19 protein-coding genes and 1 pseudogene are annotated in these 15,358 nt (G+C 62.4%); 6 read left to right on the top strand and 14 right to left on the bottom strand.

Annotated features, from left to right (window positions below; all coding sequences use genetic code 11):
- Positions 1-11: 11 nt before the first annotated feature.
- On the top strand, positions 12-917 hold the full coding sequence (locus tag AC1VVM_RS25550; RefSeq protein ID WP_482906511.1) for an AraC family transcriptional regulator: 906 nt from the start codon (positions 12-14) through the stop codon (positions 915-917).
- 14 nt (positions 918-931) lie between these two features.
- Here the strand turns inward: AC1VVM_RS25550 and AC1VVM_RS25545 are convergent, their stop codons facing one another.
- The 9 genes and pseudogenes from AC1VVM_RS25545 to AC1VVM_RS25505 all read right to left on the bottom strand — a co-directional run bounded on the left by AC1VVM_RS25545 (position 932) and on the right by AC1VVM_RS25505 (position 7,887).
- Positions 932-2,164 carry an NAD(P)/FAD-dependent oxidoreductase gene (locus AC1VVM_RS25545; RefSeq protein ID WP_482956949.1) on the bottom strand — a complete coding sequence of 411 codons (1,233 nt, stop codon included), beginning with the start codon at positions 2,162-2,164 and terminating at the stop codon, positions 932-934.
- Positions 2,161-4,311 carry a catalase gene (locus AC1VVM_RS25540; protein ID WP_482956948.1) on the bottom strand — a complete coding sequence of 717 codons (2,151 nt, stop codon included), beginning with the start codon at positions 4,309-4,311 and terminating at the stop codon, positions 2,161-2,163. Before AC1VVM_RS25540 ends, AC1VVM_RS25545 begins: the two co-directional genes overlap by 4 nt.
- A 261-nt stretch (positions 4,312-4,572) precedes the next feature.
- Entirely contained in the window at positions 4,573-5,184 is a 612-nt protein-coding gene (locus AC1VVM_RS25535) for a general stress protein (protein ID WP_482906508.1), read from the bottom strand.
- Positions 5,185-5,208: 24 nt separating this feature from the next.
- Complete coding sequence (locus AC1VVM_RS25530; protein ID WP_482956947.1) at positions 5,209-5,502, bottom strand: hypothetical protein; 294 nt, start codon at positions 5,500-5,502, stop codon at positions 5,209-5,211.
- A 127-nt stretch (positions 5,503-5,629) separates the two neighbouring features.
- Entirely contained in the window at positions 5,630-6,349 is a 720-nt protein-coding gene (gene arsH / locus AC1VVM_RS25525; protein WP_482956946.1) for an arsenical resistance protein ArsH, read from the bottom strand.
- Positions 6,346-6,594 (bottom strand): annotated as a pseudogene (locus AC1VVM_RS25520) (arsenic resistance protein); the annotation flags it as partial. The gene arsH and the pseudogene AC1VVM_RS25520, both read right to left, overlap by 4 nt.
- Positions 6,595-6,600: 6 nt before the next feature.
- On the bottom strand, positions 6,601-7,137 hold the full coding sequence (locus AC1VVM_RS25515) for a GNAT family N-acetyltransferase (protein ID WP_482956945.1): 537 nt from the start codon (positions 7,135-7,137) through the stop codon (positions 6,601-6,603).
- Positions 7,134-7,547: an arsenate reductase (glutaredoxin) gene (arsC, locus tag AC1VVM_RS25510; protein ID WP_482906505.1), complete on the bottom strand. Its 414-nt coding sequence runs from the start codon at positions 7,545-7,547 to the stop codon at positions 7,134-7,136. The genes AC1VVM_RS25515 and arsC overlap by 4 nt, the downstream gene beginning before the upstream one ends.
- A 10-nt stretch (positions 7,548-7,557) precedes the next feature.
- The gene (locus AC1VVM_RS25505) at positions 7,558-7,887 is read right to left on the bottom strand and encodes an ArsR/SmtB family transcription factor (protein ID WP_482906504.1); all 330 of its coding nucleotides are present in this window, start codon (positions 7,885-7,887) and stop codon (positions 7,558-7,560) included.
- A gap of 330 nt (positions 7,888-8,217) precedes the next feature.
- Here AC1VVM_RS25505 and AC1VVM_RS25500 point away from each other — a divergent pair, with 330 nt between their 5' ends.
- On the top strand, positions 8,218-9,129 hold the full coding sequence (locus tag AC1VVM_RS25500) for a histone deacetylase family protein (RefSeq protein ID WP_482906503.1): 912 nt from the start codon (positions 8,218-8,220) through the stop codon (positions 9,127-9,129).
- Positions 9,130-9,139: 10 nt separating this feature from the next.
- Here AC1VVM_RS25500 and AC1VVM_RS25495 read toward each other — a convergent pair whose 3' ends face one another.
- Together AC1VVM_RS25495 and AC1VVM_RS25490 are read right to left on the bottom strand one after the other, a co-directional pair.
- Positions 9,140-9,391, bottom strand: a complete 252-nt coding sequence (locus AC1VVM_RS25495) for a hypothetical protein (protein WP_132385828.1) — start codon at positions 9,389-9,391, stop codon at positions 9,140-9,142.
- Between the two features lie 93 nt (positions 9,392-9,484).
- Complete coding sequence (locus AC1VVM_RS25490) at positions 9,485-10,378, bottom strand: AraC family transcriptional regulator (RefSeq protein ID WP_482906502.1); 894 nt, start codon at positions 10,376-10,378, stop codon at positions 9,485-9,487.
- Between the two features lie 136 nt (positions 10,379-10,514).
- On the opposite strand from AC1VVM_RS25490, the gene AC1VVM_RS25485 reads away from it, so the two are divergent.
- From AC1VVM_RS25485 to AC1VVM_RS25470, 4 genes are read left to right on the top strand one after another with little or no spacing between them, the layout of a single operon-like run.
- Positions 10,515-11,258, top strand: coding sequence for an SDR family NAD(P)-dependent oxidoreductase (locus AC1VVM_RS25485; protein ID WP_482906501.1), 744 nt, complete (start codon positions 10,515-10,517; stop codon positions 11,256-11,258).
- A 13-nt stretch (positions 11,259-11,271) separates the two neighbouring features.
- Positions 11,272-11,667, top strand: coding sequence for a VOC family protein (locus tag AC1VVM_RS25480; protein ID WP_482906500.1), 396 nt, complete (start codon positions 11,272-11,274; stop codon positions 11,665-11,667).
- 1 nt (position 11,668) lies between these two features.
- Entirely contained in the window at positions 11,669-12,658 is a 990-nt protein-coding gene (locus AC1VVM_RS25475; RefSeq protein ID WP_482956944.1) for a saccharopine dehydrogenase family protein, read from the top strand.
- A gap of 20 nt (positions 12,659-12,678) precedes the next feature.
- On the top strand, positions 12,679-12,936 hold the full coding sequence (locus AC1VVM_RS25470) for a DNA-3-methyladenine glycosylase I (RefSeq protein WP_482906498.1): 258 nt from the start codon (positions 12,679-12,681) through the stop codon (positions 12,934-12,936).
- A gap of 4 nt (positions 12,937-12,940) precedes the next feature.
- Here AC1VVM_RS25470 and AC1VVM_RS25465 read toward each other — a convergent pair whose 3' ends face one another.
- From AC1VVM_RS25465 to AC1VVM_RS25455, 3 genes are all read right to left on the bottom strand, one after another.
- A complete protein-coding gene (locus AC1VVM_RS25465; protein ID WP_482906497.1) occupies positions 12,941-13,678 on the bottom strand; it encodes an SDR family NAD(P)-dependent oxidoreductase in 738 nt (245 codons plus the stop codon).
- An 80-nt stretch (positions 13,679-13,758) separates the two neighbouring features.
- Complete coding sequence (locus tag AC1VVM_RS25460; protein WP_482906496.1) at positions 13,759-14,235, bottom strand: nuclear transport factor 2 family protein; 477 nt, start codon at positions 14,233-14,235, stop codon at positions 13,759-13,761.
- Between the two features lie 114 nt (positions 14,236-14,349).
- Positions 14,350-15,294: a LysR family transcriptional regulator gene (locus AC1VVM_RS25455; RefSeq protein WP_482906495.1), complete on the bottom strand. Its 945-nt coding sequence runs from the start codon at positions 15,292-15,294 to the stop codon at positions 14,350-14,352.
- Positions 15,295-15,358 lie beyond the last annotated feature (64 nt).

Below are 15,358 nucleotides of genomic sequence, written 5' to 3'. Positions count from 1 at the left end.
TGCCCAATCCTATGGAATCGCCGTCCACGCAGTCTACGTTACCCGCGCTTGCCGCCGAACTCGCGCCGCAGCACGGCTATAACGCCACGCCTTTGCCCGGCGTCCGCATTCTGCGGTCCGAAGCGATCCTCGAAGACGTGCCCGTACTCTACAGGCCCGGGGCGGTCTTCGTGCTGCAAGGGTCCAAGCAGGGCTTCGTCAATGGCGAGATCTACCGCTACGATGCCGACCATTACCTTGCCGTCTCGGTTCCCGTGCCGTTCCGGATGGCCTCGCAGGCCAGTCCCGAACGCCCCCTGCTCGCCATCTATCTCGATTTCGACCTGCATCTTGCCGCCGAGATCGTGACCGCGCTCGATGGAAAGGCTGGCCGCGAGGACAAAGTGCGGGCTCGCAGTCTTGTCTCAAGCCCGATGGCACCGCCGATCAGGGATGTCCTCGGTCGCTTGCTTCGCGCCCTTGGGGATGCGGAGGAACTCGCCATTCTCGGCCCGGGTCTGCTGCGCGAGTTGCATTACCGCGTGCTGGTGGGTCCTCAGGGCGGTTCGGTGATGGCAGCGCTTCGTCGCCATGACAAAGCAGACCGGATCGTTCAGAGCCTGACCCTCATTCGCGAACGCTACAACGAAGGGTTATCCGTGCCGCAGCTTGCCGCATCGGCCGGCATGAGCGTTCCGTCCTATCACGCCGATTTCAAGGCGCTCACCGGCAACACGCCGATCCAGTACATCAAGGCCCTGCGTCTGCATGAGGCCCGGCTGATGATTGCGCGGCGCAAAGGATCGATTGCCACGATTGCCGCTGAAGTCGGCTATGCCAGCCCGGCCCAGTTCAGCCGGGATTTCAAGCGCCATTTCCATCGCAGCGCGAGCGAGGAAGCGAAATGGATGCGTCTGCATCTCGGGGAGATGGATTAGGACAGGACGCTGGCTCACCCCCGAAAGCGATAGGGATCGAAACACCGCTCATCCCGATCCCGATTTCCGTCCAGCGCGGCTTCGAGCAGTTCGGCCGCGAGCGCCGCAAAGGCGATGCCATTGCCGCCGAAACCCGCGGCTATCCAGACGTGCTCCATCGATTGCACGGGACCGATTGCAGGCAGCCCATCCGGGGAACTGCCGAAGGTAGCCGTCCAGGCGCAATCCCAGTCGATCTGTTCGCATCCCAGCGTGGCGGCGAGCCGTGCCGCAATCTTGCCTGCCTTGGCGTCCAGCAGATCGTCCCGCGTTTCGGCCTGGGAAAAGTCCACGTCCTCGCCTCCGGCAATGATCCGGCCCTCGCTGCATGAGCGGACATAGAGATAGGGATCGTTCGCTTCCCAGATCATCGCATCTTCGGCCCATAGCGGCGCGACGCCGGGTCTTGTGGCGATGACGTAAGTGGAGAGCAGAGAGAAGGCCGGCGGCAGGAACAGCCTTGCTCGTTCGTATCCGGTGGCAAGGATCACGTCCCTTGCCGTGAACCTGTGACCTTCCGCCGTTTCCAATTCGACGCCCCGCATGGAGGGATGAAGGGCTACAATGTCCACGGGATAGCTCAACGTAGATCCATGCGCCTGCGCGCGTACCAGCAGGGCGTGACAGGTTCGAACCGGGTCGATGGCATAAGTGCCGGTCGAAACGATCCCCGCCCGCGGCGCTATGCCGAAACGTTCCGCCACCGCCTCCGCAGGGAGAAACTCGGACGGGAGGCCGTGCTGCCGGTGAAGCCCCGCCTCGGCTTCAAGGCCGCCGGAATCGAGCAGTCCGCCAGCCAGATATACGGTGGGGCCATCGATCTTCAGCGATGCGTCCAGCCCATCGAGATGCGTGCCGAAACGCTCGACTGCGGCGAATACGCGCCGCCAGCGAATTGCCGCTTCCTCTTCGCCCAGCTCGCGCGCAAGCGAGATCAGCGGCACGTCCATGGCCCACATGATCTGGGCGGTGGAAGCGGCGGTGCTGCCGGTCGCCGGCGGGCGCCGATCGCATAGGGCAACCGTTCGGCCGCCGCGCGCCAGCCTCTCGGCGAGGATGGAGCCCATGATCCCGCTGCCAAGGATCGCGATATCGACGTCCGAGGTGGGCAGCGGAGAAGCAGGTGGAGAGCGCCAGTCACTTTCGCGCCATGGCACTCTGCCGGTCCGCAGATCGCGCGCTTCGGTGAGGGGAATGGCAGCGCTCACGCCAGATCGCGCAGTTGCGCTTCGCGCGCCCAGTGCCGCTTCGCACCGACTTTGGCGAAATCCTCCACCGGCACGACGCCGTCATCCTTCTCGACGCCGGCCTTGTCCAGGATCACTTGCGTGCCGGGGCAATGGGCAATCGTCTTGCAGTGGCCGTAAGCGTCCATGAACCATTGCACGGCTGCGCCTTGCGCTGCCAATTTCTCTGCCGCCTCCGGCATCAGGATCGAGGCGACGGCATCGAACACGACCGATGGCGAACCGGCCAACTGGCCATCGGCCTTCAGCGTGCCGCCCTTTACGGCGATCCCGCCGACCTTCGGCGCGACTAGAAACGCCGTCCCGCCCGCTTTCTCTATTTGCGCCTTGAGAGCATCGATCGCGGCCTTGTCCGATCCTTCGGCGAACAGAATGCCGATCTTGCGCCCCTCCAGCGTATCGAGCGCTTTCTTCTGGATCGAAAGGGCGTCCGATGGTTTCATTGTCACCGGCTCGCGGGCCGCCTTGGCTTTTTTGGGCAGATCGATAGCCAATCCTGCGGCCACGCGCTTCGCCAGATCCTCGTCGACGTTGCGCAGGCGGGCGACCACGCGCTCGCGAATATGCGGGATAGCAACTTTCGACAGTTCGAAGACGATGGCCGAGGCGATGTGCGCCTGCTCATTTTCGGTCTGCGAGTGATAGAACAGCGCAGCCTGACTGTAATGATCGGCAAACAGCTCCGCGCGGATGCGCAGCTTTTCGGCCGGGTCGTTACGTTCGGCATTTTCGGGGAAGCTGACGAAACCAGTGTCCGGGCACGCGCGGGGGCCGGCATCCTCTCCCGCTTGCGCCAGACTGTTCGGCTCGTAATTGGCGCGGCCGGTGGGCACCAGGGTCTGCATCATGCCGTCGCGCTGGAAATTGTGGAACGGGCACTTGGGCGCGTTGATAGGAATCTGGTGGAAGTTGGTTGTACCCAGCCGCGATTTCTGGGTGTCCAGATAAGAGAACAGGCGGCCTTGCAACAGCGGATCGTTGGTGAAATCGATGCCGGGGATCACGTTGCTGGGCAAGAAGGCCACTTGCTCGGTTTCGGCGAAGAAATTGTCGACATTGCGGTCGAGCGTGAGCCTGCCGACCACTTGCAGCGGAATTTCCTCTTCAGGGATCAGCTTCGTCGCATCGAGCACGTCGTAAGGCTGCCTAGCGGCCCATTCCTCGTCGAAGACCTGCACGCCCAGATCCCACGCGGGGAACCCGCCACCGGCAATCGCTTCGAACAAGTCGCGCCGGTGGAAATCGGGATCGGCACCGGCGATCTTCACCGCCTCGTCCCAGACCAGCGATTCCATGCCCAGTACAGGCCGCCAATGAAACTTGACGAACTTGCCCTCTCCGCTTTCGTTGACGAAGCGGAAGGTGTGCACGCCGAAACCTTCCATCATTCGAAAGGAACGGGGAATCGCCCGGTCGGACATGGCCCACATGATCATGTGCAGCGATTCCGGCATCAGCGAGACGAAGTCCCAGAAGGTATCGTGCGCCGATGCGGCTTGCGGATAGCCGCGATCCGCCTCCATCTTCACCGAATGGACCAGATCCGGGAACTTGATGGCATCCTGGATGAAGAAGACCGGGATGTTGTTGCCCACCAAGTCCCAGTTGCCCGTCTCGGTGTAGAATTTGACCGCGAAACCACGCACATCGCGAGGCGTGTCGACCGACCCCGCGCCGCCGGCGACGGTCGAGAAACGGACGAAGACCGGGCATGTCGCGCCCTTCTTCTGGAAGATCGATGCCTTGGTGATTTCAGGAATGGCGCGCGTGCACTCGAACACGCCGTGCGCCCCGGACCCACGCGCGTGGACGATGCGTTCGGGAATACGCTCATGGTCGAAATGGAAGATCTTCTCGCGCAGAACGAAATCTTCCAGCAGCGACGGGCCACGCTCTCCCGCACGCAGGCTGTTCTGGTTATCCGCAATGCGATGCCCGAAATTGTCGGTCAGAAATGCCGCGGGATCGCTGCTTGCGCTGGCGACCTCCTGGTGCAGTTCGCCGCCATTTCCAGCACTCTCACGGGGTTCATTCCGACCGCTGCCGGGACGGATGGCTTCGCGTGCGTTATCGGCGGCTGGGGTGCGATCGTCCTTCGGGGAAGACATTGCGACAACTCCTGAGGAAAGGGCAGCCGAAGCCGAAACGGCCGGCGAACCTGTCTAATGAAGCGTTCCGCCTGCGTCGCCGTTCCCCTGCGCCCCCTCGCCTCGTCGTGCCCGAGCCCCAGAATGACGATACGTTCAAATGTGCTGACCGGCATGCACGCGCCTACGCTGGGCACATAGCATCGGCAGCTCGCCTCTCCGCGAAGCGAGCTGCCGTCAGACTGGAAGATGAATGCGCTATGTGGGCGCGACTGGGGCCGATCAGTACCGGGGCGTCAGTCCGTAGCGCACCCTCTCCTGCTCAACCTCTTCGGCCGAATAGGCAGGAGCATTCTCGTCGAAGCGGGTCCAACCGGACTCTCGGTAGCGGGCGCCGCGCGCCGCGATATCGACGGAACCCACCGTATCGACTGCGGCATTGGCCCGAGCGACCTCCGCGTCGTTCACCTTTGCACTCAGCAGTACCCCGCCGCGCCTTACGCCCTCGGAATATATCTGCGCTTCCTCATCCGAGTGTCCCGCATGCTTGAGCGCGCCGACAATGCCGCCCGCTGCCGCACCGCCAACCGCACCCACGCCTGCGCCGACAGCGGCAGCAGCCAACCAGCCCGCTGCGACGATCGGACCCAGCCCGGGAATGGCGAGCATTCCCAGACCTGCCAGGACGCCGCCGGCACCGCCCAGCACCGCACCGGCGGACGTGCCTGCGGCGACCGCCCCGCCCTCAGTCACGCCCTCATGGACATGTTCGCCATGGACATTGTTGGCAATGACACTGATGTCGTCACGGGGCACGCCAATGCTTTCAAGCTCACGGATTGCCTCTGCAGCATCCGCATAATTGTCGAAGAGACGAGTGATTGTCTTTGTCATGATCATTCTCCGCGCTGGTCAGGTTCAGTGAACGGTGACGTTACCCTTGTAATCAAGAGCGACCGTTACGGACTTGCCATGCTTCATGGCCTTGCCCTGCCAGATGCCATTTTCGTTTTTCGCAAGCTTGCCGATGTTCGTGTATCCGGCCTTGGCAATACGCCCACGAGCCTGGTCTTCTGTGAAGGAGTTGTGCCCCTTCGCAGCGTGGTTCGTGGTCGCGACGGTAGGATCCTTGACCGCCGGATTGTGCGATTGCGCATAGGCAACAGAAGACCCGAGCGCGGCAGCAAGCGCCGCGACAAATACGATTTTCATGGTTTTTCTCCTCTGTGCTGACCTAACGAATCCACTCATCGTTGGTTGCCCGGAGAAGTCGCTCCTTCACCCCGCGACGGTCCCGCGAAGCAGAAACAGGACGAAACGAACGATCGACATCGGCGCGTTATCGATCGGCAGCAGTATCGACCGGAATTCCCGCTTCCTTGCGCTCCGAGTACCGGTCGACAAGTTGCGCTGCGTGCGGGCGCATCAGCACCGTGAAGCGCACCAGTTCTTCCATCACATCGACGATGCGCTCGTAATAACTCGATGCGCGCATCCGCCCATCCTCGTCGAACTCCTTGTAGGCCATCGCCACCGAAGACTGGTTGGGGATCGTGAACATCCGCATCCAGCGCCCCAGCAGGCGCAACGAGTTCACGGCATTGAAGGATTGCGAGCCGCCGGACACCTGCATGACTGCAAGCGTGCGGCCCTGCGTTGGCCGCATCCCGCGTATCTGTAGCGGCAGATGATCGATCTGCGTCTTCATGATGCCGCTGATCTGGCCGTGACGCTCCGGGCTGCACCAGACCATGCCTTCCGACCAAAGCGCATGCTCGCGCAGTTCATGCACGGCCGGGTGGTCGTCTCCCGCTATCTGATCGGGCAGCGGCAGGTCGCTAGGATCGAAGATCCGCGTCTCGGCGCCGAAGAATTGCAGCAGGCGCGCCGCCTCTTCCACGGCGAGGCGCGAAAACGAGCGTTCCCGCAGCGAGCCGTAGAGCAGCAAGATGCGCGGCGGCGGTTGGTCCGGGCCAAGGCCGCTGGCGGGACGCGCCAGCGCGAAGGCCTTGTCCAAGGCAGGAAGATGATCGGGGGCGGTGAGTTCGCGTAGTCTCATGCAGGGATACCTTTCTCGTACCAGGGGCGGGTTCGCTTCACCAAGGCGACGATCGACGGGATCGCCGGCACTTCCACCAGCACGCCCCCGACCGTCGCCAGCACAGCGCCGGAATTGAAGCCAAAGAGGCTGATGGCGGCGGCCACAGCCCGTTCGAAGAAATTGGAGGAACCGATCAGGGCCGAAGGGCCGGCAACGCACCACGCCGCACCGAAACGGCAACTGAGCCAATAGGCGATGCTGGCAGGTCCTCAGTCCTTCCCGGAAGTGGCAGGCGCAGTCGCAGTGCCGCCGCCCAAGGCGATCTGCATGTAAACCGTGTCGAGCCAGCGTCCGGCCTTCCAACCCATACCGGTCAGGCGGCCGACATGCCCGAAACCGCAAGTATCGTGCAGAGCAACGGACATCGGTTCAGCACCGCCAATGACGGCGACCATTTGCCGGAAGCCATAGGCTTCGGCGGCCTCCAGCAAGGCCTTGAGCAGCAGCTTGCCGATGCCGCCGCCGCGCCGGTCGTGTGCCACGTAGATGCTGTTCTCGCAGGCATAGGCGTATGCGGGGCGATCGCGGAACTGGGTGGCGCAGGCATAGCCCACCAAATCCGGTCCATCGCAAGCGACGAGGAACGGCCAGTTCCGGCCGGTCACCATCCGTATCTTGTCTAAGGTCTCGGCCTCGGTCGGCGGTACCACTTCGTAAGTCGCCGTACCATGCAGGACATGGTACGCGTAGACGGCGGCAATCGCCCGGCCATCGTCGATCGTTGCGCTGCGAACCGAAAGAGTCATCGCCGGGTTCCTTCCACGACTTCGCCGTCTTCCTTGACGAAAGTACTGCGTTGCCCGGCCGGCAGCAAATCCAGCACTTCTTCGGACGGCCGGCAGAGCTTAACGCCCAACGGTGACACGACCAGCGGACGGTTGATGAGCACGGGATGCTCCATCATCGCATCGATCAGCACCTCATCGCTCAAGGCCTCATCGCCGAGGCCCAGTTCGGCATAAGGCGTGCCCTTCTCGCGCAGCAGGGCGCGCGAAGTGATACCGGCCCGCTCGATGAGTTCCACCAGCAGCGCGCGGCTTGGCGGCGTCTTCAGGTACTCGACGACATGAGGTTCGATGCCTGCATTGCGGATCATGGCCAGGGCATTGCGAGAGGTCCCGCAAAGCGGGTTATGGTAGATCACGATATCCGTCATCGTTGCCTCTTCAGCAGCAGGTAAGTTGGGCCAGAAGCGGCTCGCACAGTTCGGCGCGCCCCTGGCAGCAATCCTTGGCCAGATAGACCATCAGTCCGCGCAGCGCGTCCAGGTTGGCCCGCTGGATTTGTTGCCGACCACGCTTCTCGGAAAGCACCAGCCCGGCCTTCGCCATCACGGCCAGATGCGTCGAGAATGTGCTTTGCGTCAGTTCAGAAGCTTCGACCAGTGCGCCGGTCGTCAGACCTTCAGGCTCGTGCCGGATCAGCAGACGGAACGCTTCAAGGCGCGTCGGGTGCGCGAGGGCAGAGAGAATCGAGAGGGCATCACCGATATCCATTCATCGGAATTATCCGATGCAATTAATTTCGTCAACAAACCATCGTTAATTTCCGATGCATCCGACAGCCTTCCCGGTTGGGCCATCGGTCGGCCATGAAAATGGCTGAATCGAACACCGGACCCGGCAGCTATGCCCATGCTTTCGAAAGTCCCGCAGAGAGCCACAGCCAGGCGTAGTCTTCTCGCCTGATAACGATGCCTCCCCCTTACCTGCCAAGGGTCATGGCCTGCTCCTTCCATGGCGAAAGCCCCACTACTGAAATTGTCAGATCCCTACGCCCGGCAATGCTGCTCGACCTGTGTGTCTTGGCGTTCTACCTGCAAGGCCATGCTGCATATCGTCCATCATCCCGGTTACGTGGTCGAAGCCGAACGCACGGGCACTTTCCCGCATGACAAGTATGCGCTGGTGATGCGGGCGCTGGGCGAAAGCGGCGTAGCCATGACGGTCCATGCGCCCGAAGTCATGCCGCGCGAATGGCTCGAGGCTGTCCACGACCCGGCCTATGTCAATGAAGTCATCGATTGCGCGGTGCCGGTGGCCAAGCAGCGCCGGATCGGTTTTGCGATCGACGAGCGTATCTCCCGGCGATCGCAGCTCTCCCCCGGTGGAACATGGCTGGCCGCGAAGCTGGCGCTGCAGCACGGGTATGCGGCAAATTCCGCCGGCGGCAGCCACCACGCCCTGGCCGATACCGGCGCGGGCTATTGCGTGTTCAATGATCTGGCGCTCGCCGCCAACAGGCTGATCGAGGAGGGTAACGTCTCGCGCATCCTGATCCTCGATCTTGACGTGCATCAGGGCGATGGCACTGCGGCCCTGACCGCAGGGCGCAGCGACATCTTCACGCTTTCCATTCATGCCGAGAAGAACTTCCCGACACGCAAGGCGCGCTCTTCGTTGGATGTCGCACTACCCGATGCAACCGGCGATGCGGACTATCTGGAAGCTCTGGCCGGATCGCTGCCCATGGTCCTCGATCATTTCGTGCCGGAACTGGTCCTGCTGCAGGCAGGGGTCGATGCCCATAAGGACGACAAGCTTGGCCGACTGTCCCTGACCGACGAAGGCCTTGCGGACCGCGATCGCTTCGTGGCGGCAGAAGCGAAACGGCGCGGCATTCCATTGGCGAGTACGCTGGGCGGTGGTTATGGCGCGGACCGTGAAGCCGTGGCCTTGCGGCACGCGCGCACGATCCTCGCCCTGTCCGCCACGATTGGCGCGAGGGATACGGCCTGAACGCGCGCGCTTACTGGGCCGCCTTCCTCTCGGCATTGAGGCGCTCGACCAGTTTCTGGATCTCGTCGGGATTGAGAACCCAGGTGCGGGTCTTGCGGCCTTCACGAAACACGGGCCGCGTCAGCAGGATGCGCGCCTGCTCCTTGGCGAAAGGCTTGAAGAGCGCGAAGTGCATCACGCATTCGAGCATCGATCCGATCACCGGCGTCTTGCCGTCCAGATCGATCAGCGTTGCAGGCTGGTCCCAGGGAATGTTCATCATGCCGCGCGCCTATCGCGAGTTAGAACGAATGCAAAGGCTGAATGCTTTCACTCGCACTACCTCAAAATGCCACGAGCGCCTGACGGCCGTCGGCTAGGCCATCGTCTTGTGGACGCTGTGCACGATCTGCAATGAATCCTTAGACGGTGGCAGTCCAAAATAGCGCGAGTATTCCCGGCTGAACTGGGTGGGGCTTTCGTAGCCTACGCCAAACGCAATCAAGGTCGCGTTTCCCTCTCCAGCGATTAACAGCGATCGGGCGTGAAGCAGCCGGATCCGTTTCTGATACTGAAGCGGGCTGAGCGCCGTGACCGCCTTGAAGTGCCGGTGAAACGCAGAAACGCTGAGCGCTGCCATCGCAGCAAGAGCCTCGACTCTCAGTGGTTTGGTGAAATTCTCGCGGATCCATTGGATGGCGATGCTGACACGCGAGAGCGCCGTTCCGGGCGCAGCGATGTCGCGCAGCATCCAGCCATGGGGTCCCTGAAGGACGCGGTAGAGGATTTCGCGCTCATAAGCGGGAGCCAGCGCGGCGATGTCGCCAGGATGCTCCATCAGGCGTAACATTCGGACCCAGGCGTCGAGCAGTTCGTCCGTGACCGGCGCAATCGAGAAACCTGGGCTGTAGAGATCGCCTCCAGCAGGTTTGGGCAGATCCGTCAGCAGATTTGCGACAATCGTCGGCTCCAGAGTGAGGCTCACTGCCAGATAGGGCTCGCCGGTTTCTGCCGGATGAACCGAGCCCACGGCGGGCAGATCGACCGACATCACGAAATAGGTGGCCGGATCGTAGCGCAGTGTGCGGTCTCCGACTGTCATCGTCTTCGATCCAGTGAGAATGAGGTTGATCATCGGATCATAGACCGCTGCCAACTGATGTTCAGGGATCTCGCCCTGCACCATCGCCACCCGAGGGATGCCCGTGTCGGTACGCCGATTTTCGGCGTGCGCGGCCAGGCGTCGCAGTTCGGTCAGGTTCGTGTTCATGAGCACGATCATCTCACGCGCAGCGTACCGGGCCAACCCAAAAGCAGAAATAGGCATGGATCGAGGAGGATCCGGCAAGCGCCGTCCAGCCCATCGGCGTAGTTCAAGGCTCGACAACATCGTGAGGAGCTATCCAATGAAAATCGTCATCGTCACCGGTGGGAGCCGGGGCATCGGTGCCAGCGCTGCTCGCCTCTGCGCGAAGGAAGGCATGGGGGTCATCCTCACCTACAACAGCAACCCTGCTTGCGCCGAGGCGGTCGCGGCCGATATCGAGGCGGATGGCGGCAAGGCCGTCACGCTGAAACTTGACGTTGCAGACACGTCGGCATTTCCCGCCTTCCGTGATGCTGTCCAGGTGGCGCTGAAGGCTCGCTGGGACCGAGACGATTTCGACGGCCTCGTCAACAACGCCGGATATGGCGTCTTCAATCCGATAGCGACGGTCACGGAAGCGGAATTCGACGGCCTGTTCGCCGTCCATCTCAAAGGGCCATTCTTCCTGACGCAGACGTTGCTGCCGATCATGGCCGATGGCGGCCATATCGTGAATGTCGCAAGCGCAACCACGCGCATCGCAACCACCGGTGTCGCACCCTATGCCAGCTTCAAGGGCGGGCTAGAGGTTCTAACCCGCTACATGGCGAAGGAGTTCGGGCATCGCGGCATCCGCGCCAATTCGATCTCACCGGGCGCGATCCGCACCCAGCTCGGCGGCGGTCTCAACGACGAGTTTGAAGCCGTGCTGGCCGCGCAAACCGCGCTCGGCCGCGTTGGCGAACCGGATGATGTCGGCGGCGTCATCGCGGGGCTGTTCTCTGACCACAATCGTTGGGTCAATGCGCAGGCGATCGAAATCGCCGGCGGCTACATCATCTGAACGGGAGAGCCACATGCTCGATCACGTCTTCCTGTCGGTCAGCGATCTCGATCGCTCGATCGCCTTTTACACCGCCGCACTTGCGCCGCTGGGGATCACGCAGCGGGTCGACTACGACGGGAAGGATGGCCCTCCGGGCCACCCGGACCTCAAAGGTTTCGGCAAGGACAACCGGATGGCCTTCTGGCTTCGACGGGGCTCCGTCGAGGGCGGGGCCGCGCATGTCGGCTTCATCGCCAGTTCGCGCGCAGAGGTGGATGCGGCCTACGCCGCGGCCATCGCGGCGGGTGCGACCGACAACGGACCGCCCGGCCCCCGGCTCCATTACGATCCCCGCTATTACGCCGCAAACGTGCTGGACCCGGACGGATACAGCCTCGAATTCACCTACAAGAACTGGCAGCACTGATATGACGAAATTGATGATTTACGGCGCTGCCGGCTACACCGGTCGCATGGCGTCCATCAACGCCAGGGCACACGGCCTCGACTTCGTCATCGCCGGAAGAGTGAAGGACGAAAGCAGGCTCAACTTATTCGCCGCGGAACTGAACGTCGAATATCGGCTGTTCGCCGTCGATGACCGAGCCGCCGCTGAGGCAGCGATGGTGGATATCGGCGTGCTGCTGAACTGTGCGGGTCCCTTCATGCATACGGCCGAGCCAATGATGCGCGCTTGCCTGGCGGCCGAGGTCCACTATCTCGACATCGCGGCCGAAATGGACAGCTACCGCCTTGCCGAGACACTGGATGCGGAGGCCCAGGCGGCCGGCGTAATGCTGTTGCCCGGTAGCGGCGGAAGCGTGGCGATGCTCGGATCACTGGCGGGACACGCAGCGAAGCGCGTCGCCGCTCCCTCCAAGCTCAGCATCGCGCTGCACGTCACCGGCGGCTTTTCCCGTGGGTCGGCAATCAGTGCCAGCGAGAATGTGACGGCGCAGACACTCCAGCGCGTCGATGGCACGCTGGTCAGCCGCAATGCGGATGAGGTCCGCACCTTCGATTTCGGCAGGGGGCCGGCCACATCTTTCCCGGTAACGCTGCCCGATCTTATCACGATCTGGCGCGCCACGGGCATCCCGAACATCGAGACGTTCGTCCATGTGTCGGAGGGCGCCTTCCCCGAGGGCGATCTGGCGCAGATGCCTGATGGCCCCACGCTGGAACAGCGCGAAGCCAATCGCTATCAGGCGGCGGTGGAAGTGACCGGCGAGGACGGTACCGTGGTTCGTTCGCTGCTAGATACCGTAAACGGCTATACGTTCACGACGATCGCGGCAGCAGAAGCAGCGCGGCGGGTTGTGGGCGGCGAGGCGCGACCGGGCTTCCAGACCCCGGCCACGCTGTTCGGCATCGGCTTTGCCGAGACAATCGCCGACACCCGTATCGTCGATCAGTGACGCGGCAAGAGGGCCTGGCTATGGAGGACAAGCAGGATCGCGGCGAGGATTTCGCCACCCATTGCTGGTCCTTTACTTCGTGCAAGCCGATCGAAGGCAGGGTCACCGACACGCAGACCGCGCTGTCGGTGACCCTCGCGAAAGATCTGAAGGCACGAGGCTTCAAGTTCGTCGGGCCGACGATCGTCTATGCCTGGATGCAGGCCGTCGGCATCACCCACGACCACGTCCCGGTCTGCTTTCGCAGGGCGCAGATTTTGGAGCGGGGCCGGCCCTGACGCTTCAGACGCCGCGTGCGCCGCCGGTGGCCCTGATAGACTCGCCGCTGACCCAGTGGGCATCGTCCGATGCCAGGAACAGGACGGTGGGCGCAATGTCCTCCGGCTCGCCGAAGCGTCCGAGCGGCGTCTCGGCGAGCAGCCTTTCGCCAAGCTCGCCCGCGAAATTACCTTCGGTCGCCCGGGTGTTGGTATAGCCGGGCATGACGGCGTTCACGCGGATGCCGCGCGGGCCAAGTTCACGCGCCAGCGCATACGTCATGGTGTCGACCGCGCCTTTGGTCGCCGCATAGATGCTGGTGCCGGGAGATGGATGCGTGCTGAGGATCGAGCTGATGTTGACAATGCTGCCACCGTCCTCGCCGAAATGTCTGACCGCCTCGCGGATGGCGAGGAAGTAGCCAAGCACGTTCACATTGAACTGCTTGTGAAAGGCGTCTTCGGTCAGGCTCTCCGCCGTCTCGAACTTTGCAACGCCGGCGTTGTTGATGAGAATATCCAGCTTGCCGTGCCGCGCGATGACGTCGTTGAAAAGACGGACAACATCGCTCTCCTTCGACATATCAGCTTGGAGGGCAGTTGCTGCTCCGCCCTCAGCTTCGATCAATGCCACCACCGCGTCGGCGTCGTTCTTGCTGGTGGCGTAATTCACGATGACGCTCGCCCCCTCGGCGCCCAAAGCCCGGGCTATGCCCGCACCGATGCCGCTCGACGCGCCCGTGACGAGCGCGACTTTTCCCATTAATCTCATGAAATCTTCCCTCTCGGCGAAAGCCGGAATTTCGCATGGTTGCGATGGTATCGGTCGCTACCGCTCGGTCTTCAGATGACGGAGAGCACCGACGGATCGCCGGAACGCCAGACGTTATCGATCGTGACGCGTTGTATGACCCAAGCATCATCGCCGCGAACCAGTTCGACATCGTAGCGGTTCTTCATGAGATAGTGCCGCGAATGGTCGGCTGCTGGCACATGCTGCGCCTCCATCAGTGCATCAAGGCGAGCCCGGTCGCCATCGACGGTGACGCGCGGATTGCTCACCGAATGCGTGGTATCGAGGGACTTGAGCGATCCGGATAGGGCCGCGACGATATTCTCCCGCCCCTGCAGCACCGGATATTCGAAACCGGCCTTGGCCGCGGCAGGCCTGAAATCGGACACGGCGTCCGCCGCGAAGGCCGATGCGAGCAGATCGGAATTCTTGAGGTCGATGCCGGCGGCGAAGCGGTAGAGGGTTTCCGCCGCTGCAAGCTTATCTGCAGCATCGCTTGGCTGGATCGGCTGGTTGGTCTTCAACATGATACGGTCCTGATCTGGTTGGCGTCGTCTTGGCGACATCAGCCGGATCTAGGGCCCGCTCCTCCTGTGCAGTAGGCAGCAGAAGAGCATAGCAACCATTCCCTGCAAGAATGCTCAGGGTATCTGAAGGCCGGGCTGGCTAGCGAAGGTCGCCGCGAGAAAATCGATGAAGACGCGTACACGATATGGCATTTTGCGGCCGCCCGGCGTGACAAGATGGATCGGATCGGTACCCGCTTTATAGGCTTCGAGAATTCTGACGATCCTGCCTGCTTCCAGATCCGCATGAAACAGCGCGCCCGGCCCGTGCAGGATGCCGATTCCTGCGAGCACAGCGGCCCGCAAATCCTCGCCATCGTTCGAGCGAAACGCGCTTGTCGGCATGATCGCAACAGTCCCTTCCTCACCGCTGAACCGCCATTCGATGGCCCGCCCGCCGGTTTGGGCAGCGATGAGCTTATGGCGTGCCAGATCTCGCAGGTCCGCTGGAGTGCCATGCCTGGCGAGGTAGTCTGGAGAAGCAACAGTGATCATCTGCATCTCACCGATCTTGCGGGCAATCAGGCCCGAAGAACCAAGCTCGCCGACGCGCAGCGCCACATCGACTCCGTCCTTGACCAGATCGGCAAACGGTTGGCCGGCGGTGAACTCGACCTCGATCTGCGGGAACTGCGCAAGAAAGGAAGGCAGGCGCGGGATGATGTACATGCGACCAAGGACAGGAGGAGTGGCAACGCGGACGAGTCCACTTGGCGCAGTGGATCCGTCGCGGATACGCGCTTCGGTTTCCTCAAGGTCACTGATCAGGCGCAGCGCAGAATGATAGAGGTCCAGGCCTGCTGCAGTCGCCCTGAGTCCGCGAGATGTGCGCTCCAGCAACCGCGTTCCAAGATGCGCCTCAAGAGAGCCAATCTGCTTGCTGGCGGATGGTTGCCCCAAGCCGAGTTCGTGCGCGGCACGCGTGAAACTGCCCAGTTCGATAACACGCGTCAGCAATCGCAACGTCGATAATCGATCCAAATCGTCATTCCCTGTTGGAATGCCAACGTGGTCGCGCATTGGCTTTTGCACAATCCCACGCAGAGATTATTTCTCTGCGAACGTCAGGTTTCAGGAACGATGA

The organism is Novosphingobium sp. BL-S-33, from assembly GCF_056857025.1.
Note: the sequence above shows the minus strand (reverse complement) of the source record. Positions and strands in the feature narration are given on the sequence as shown.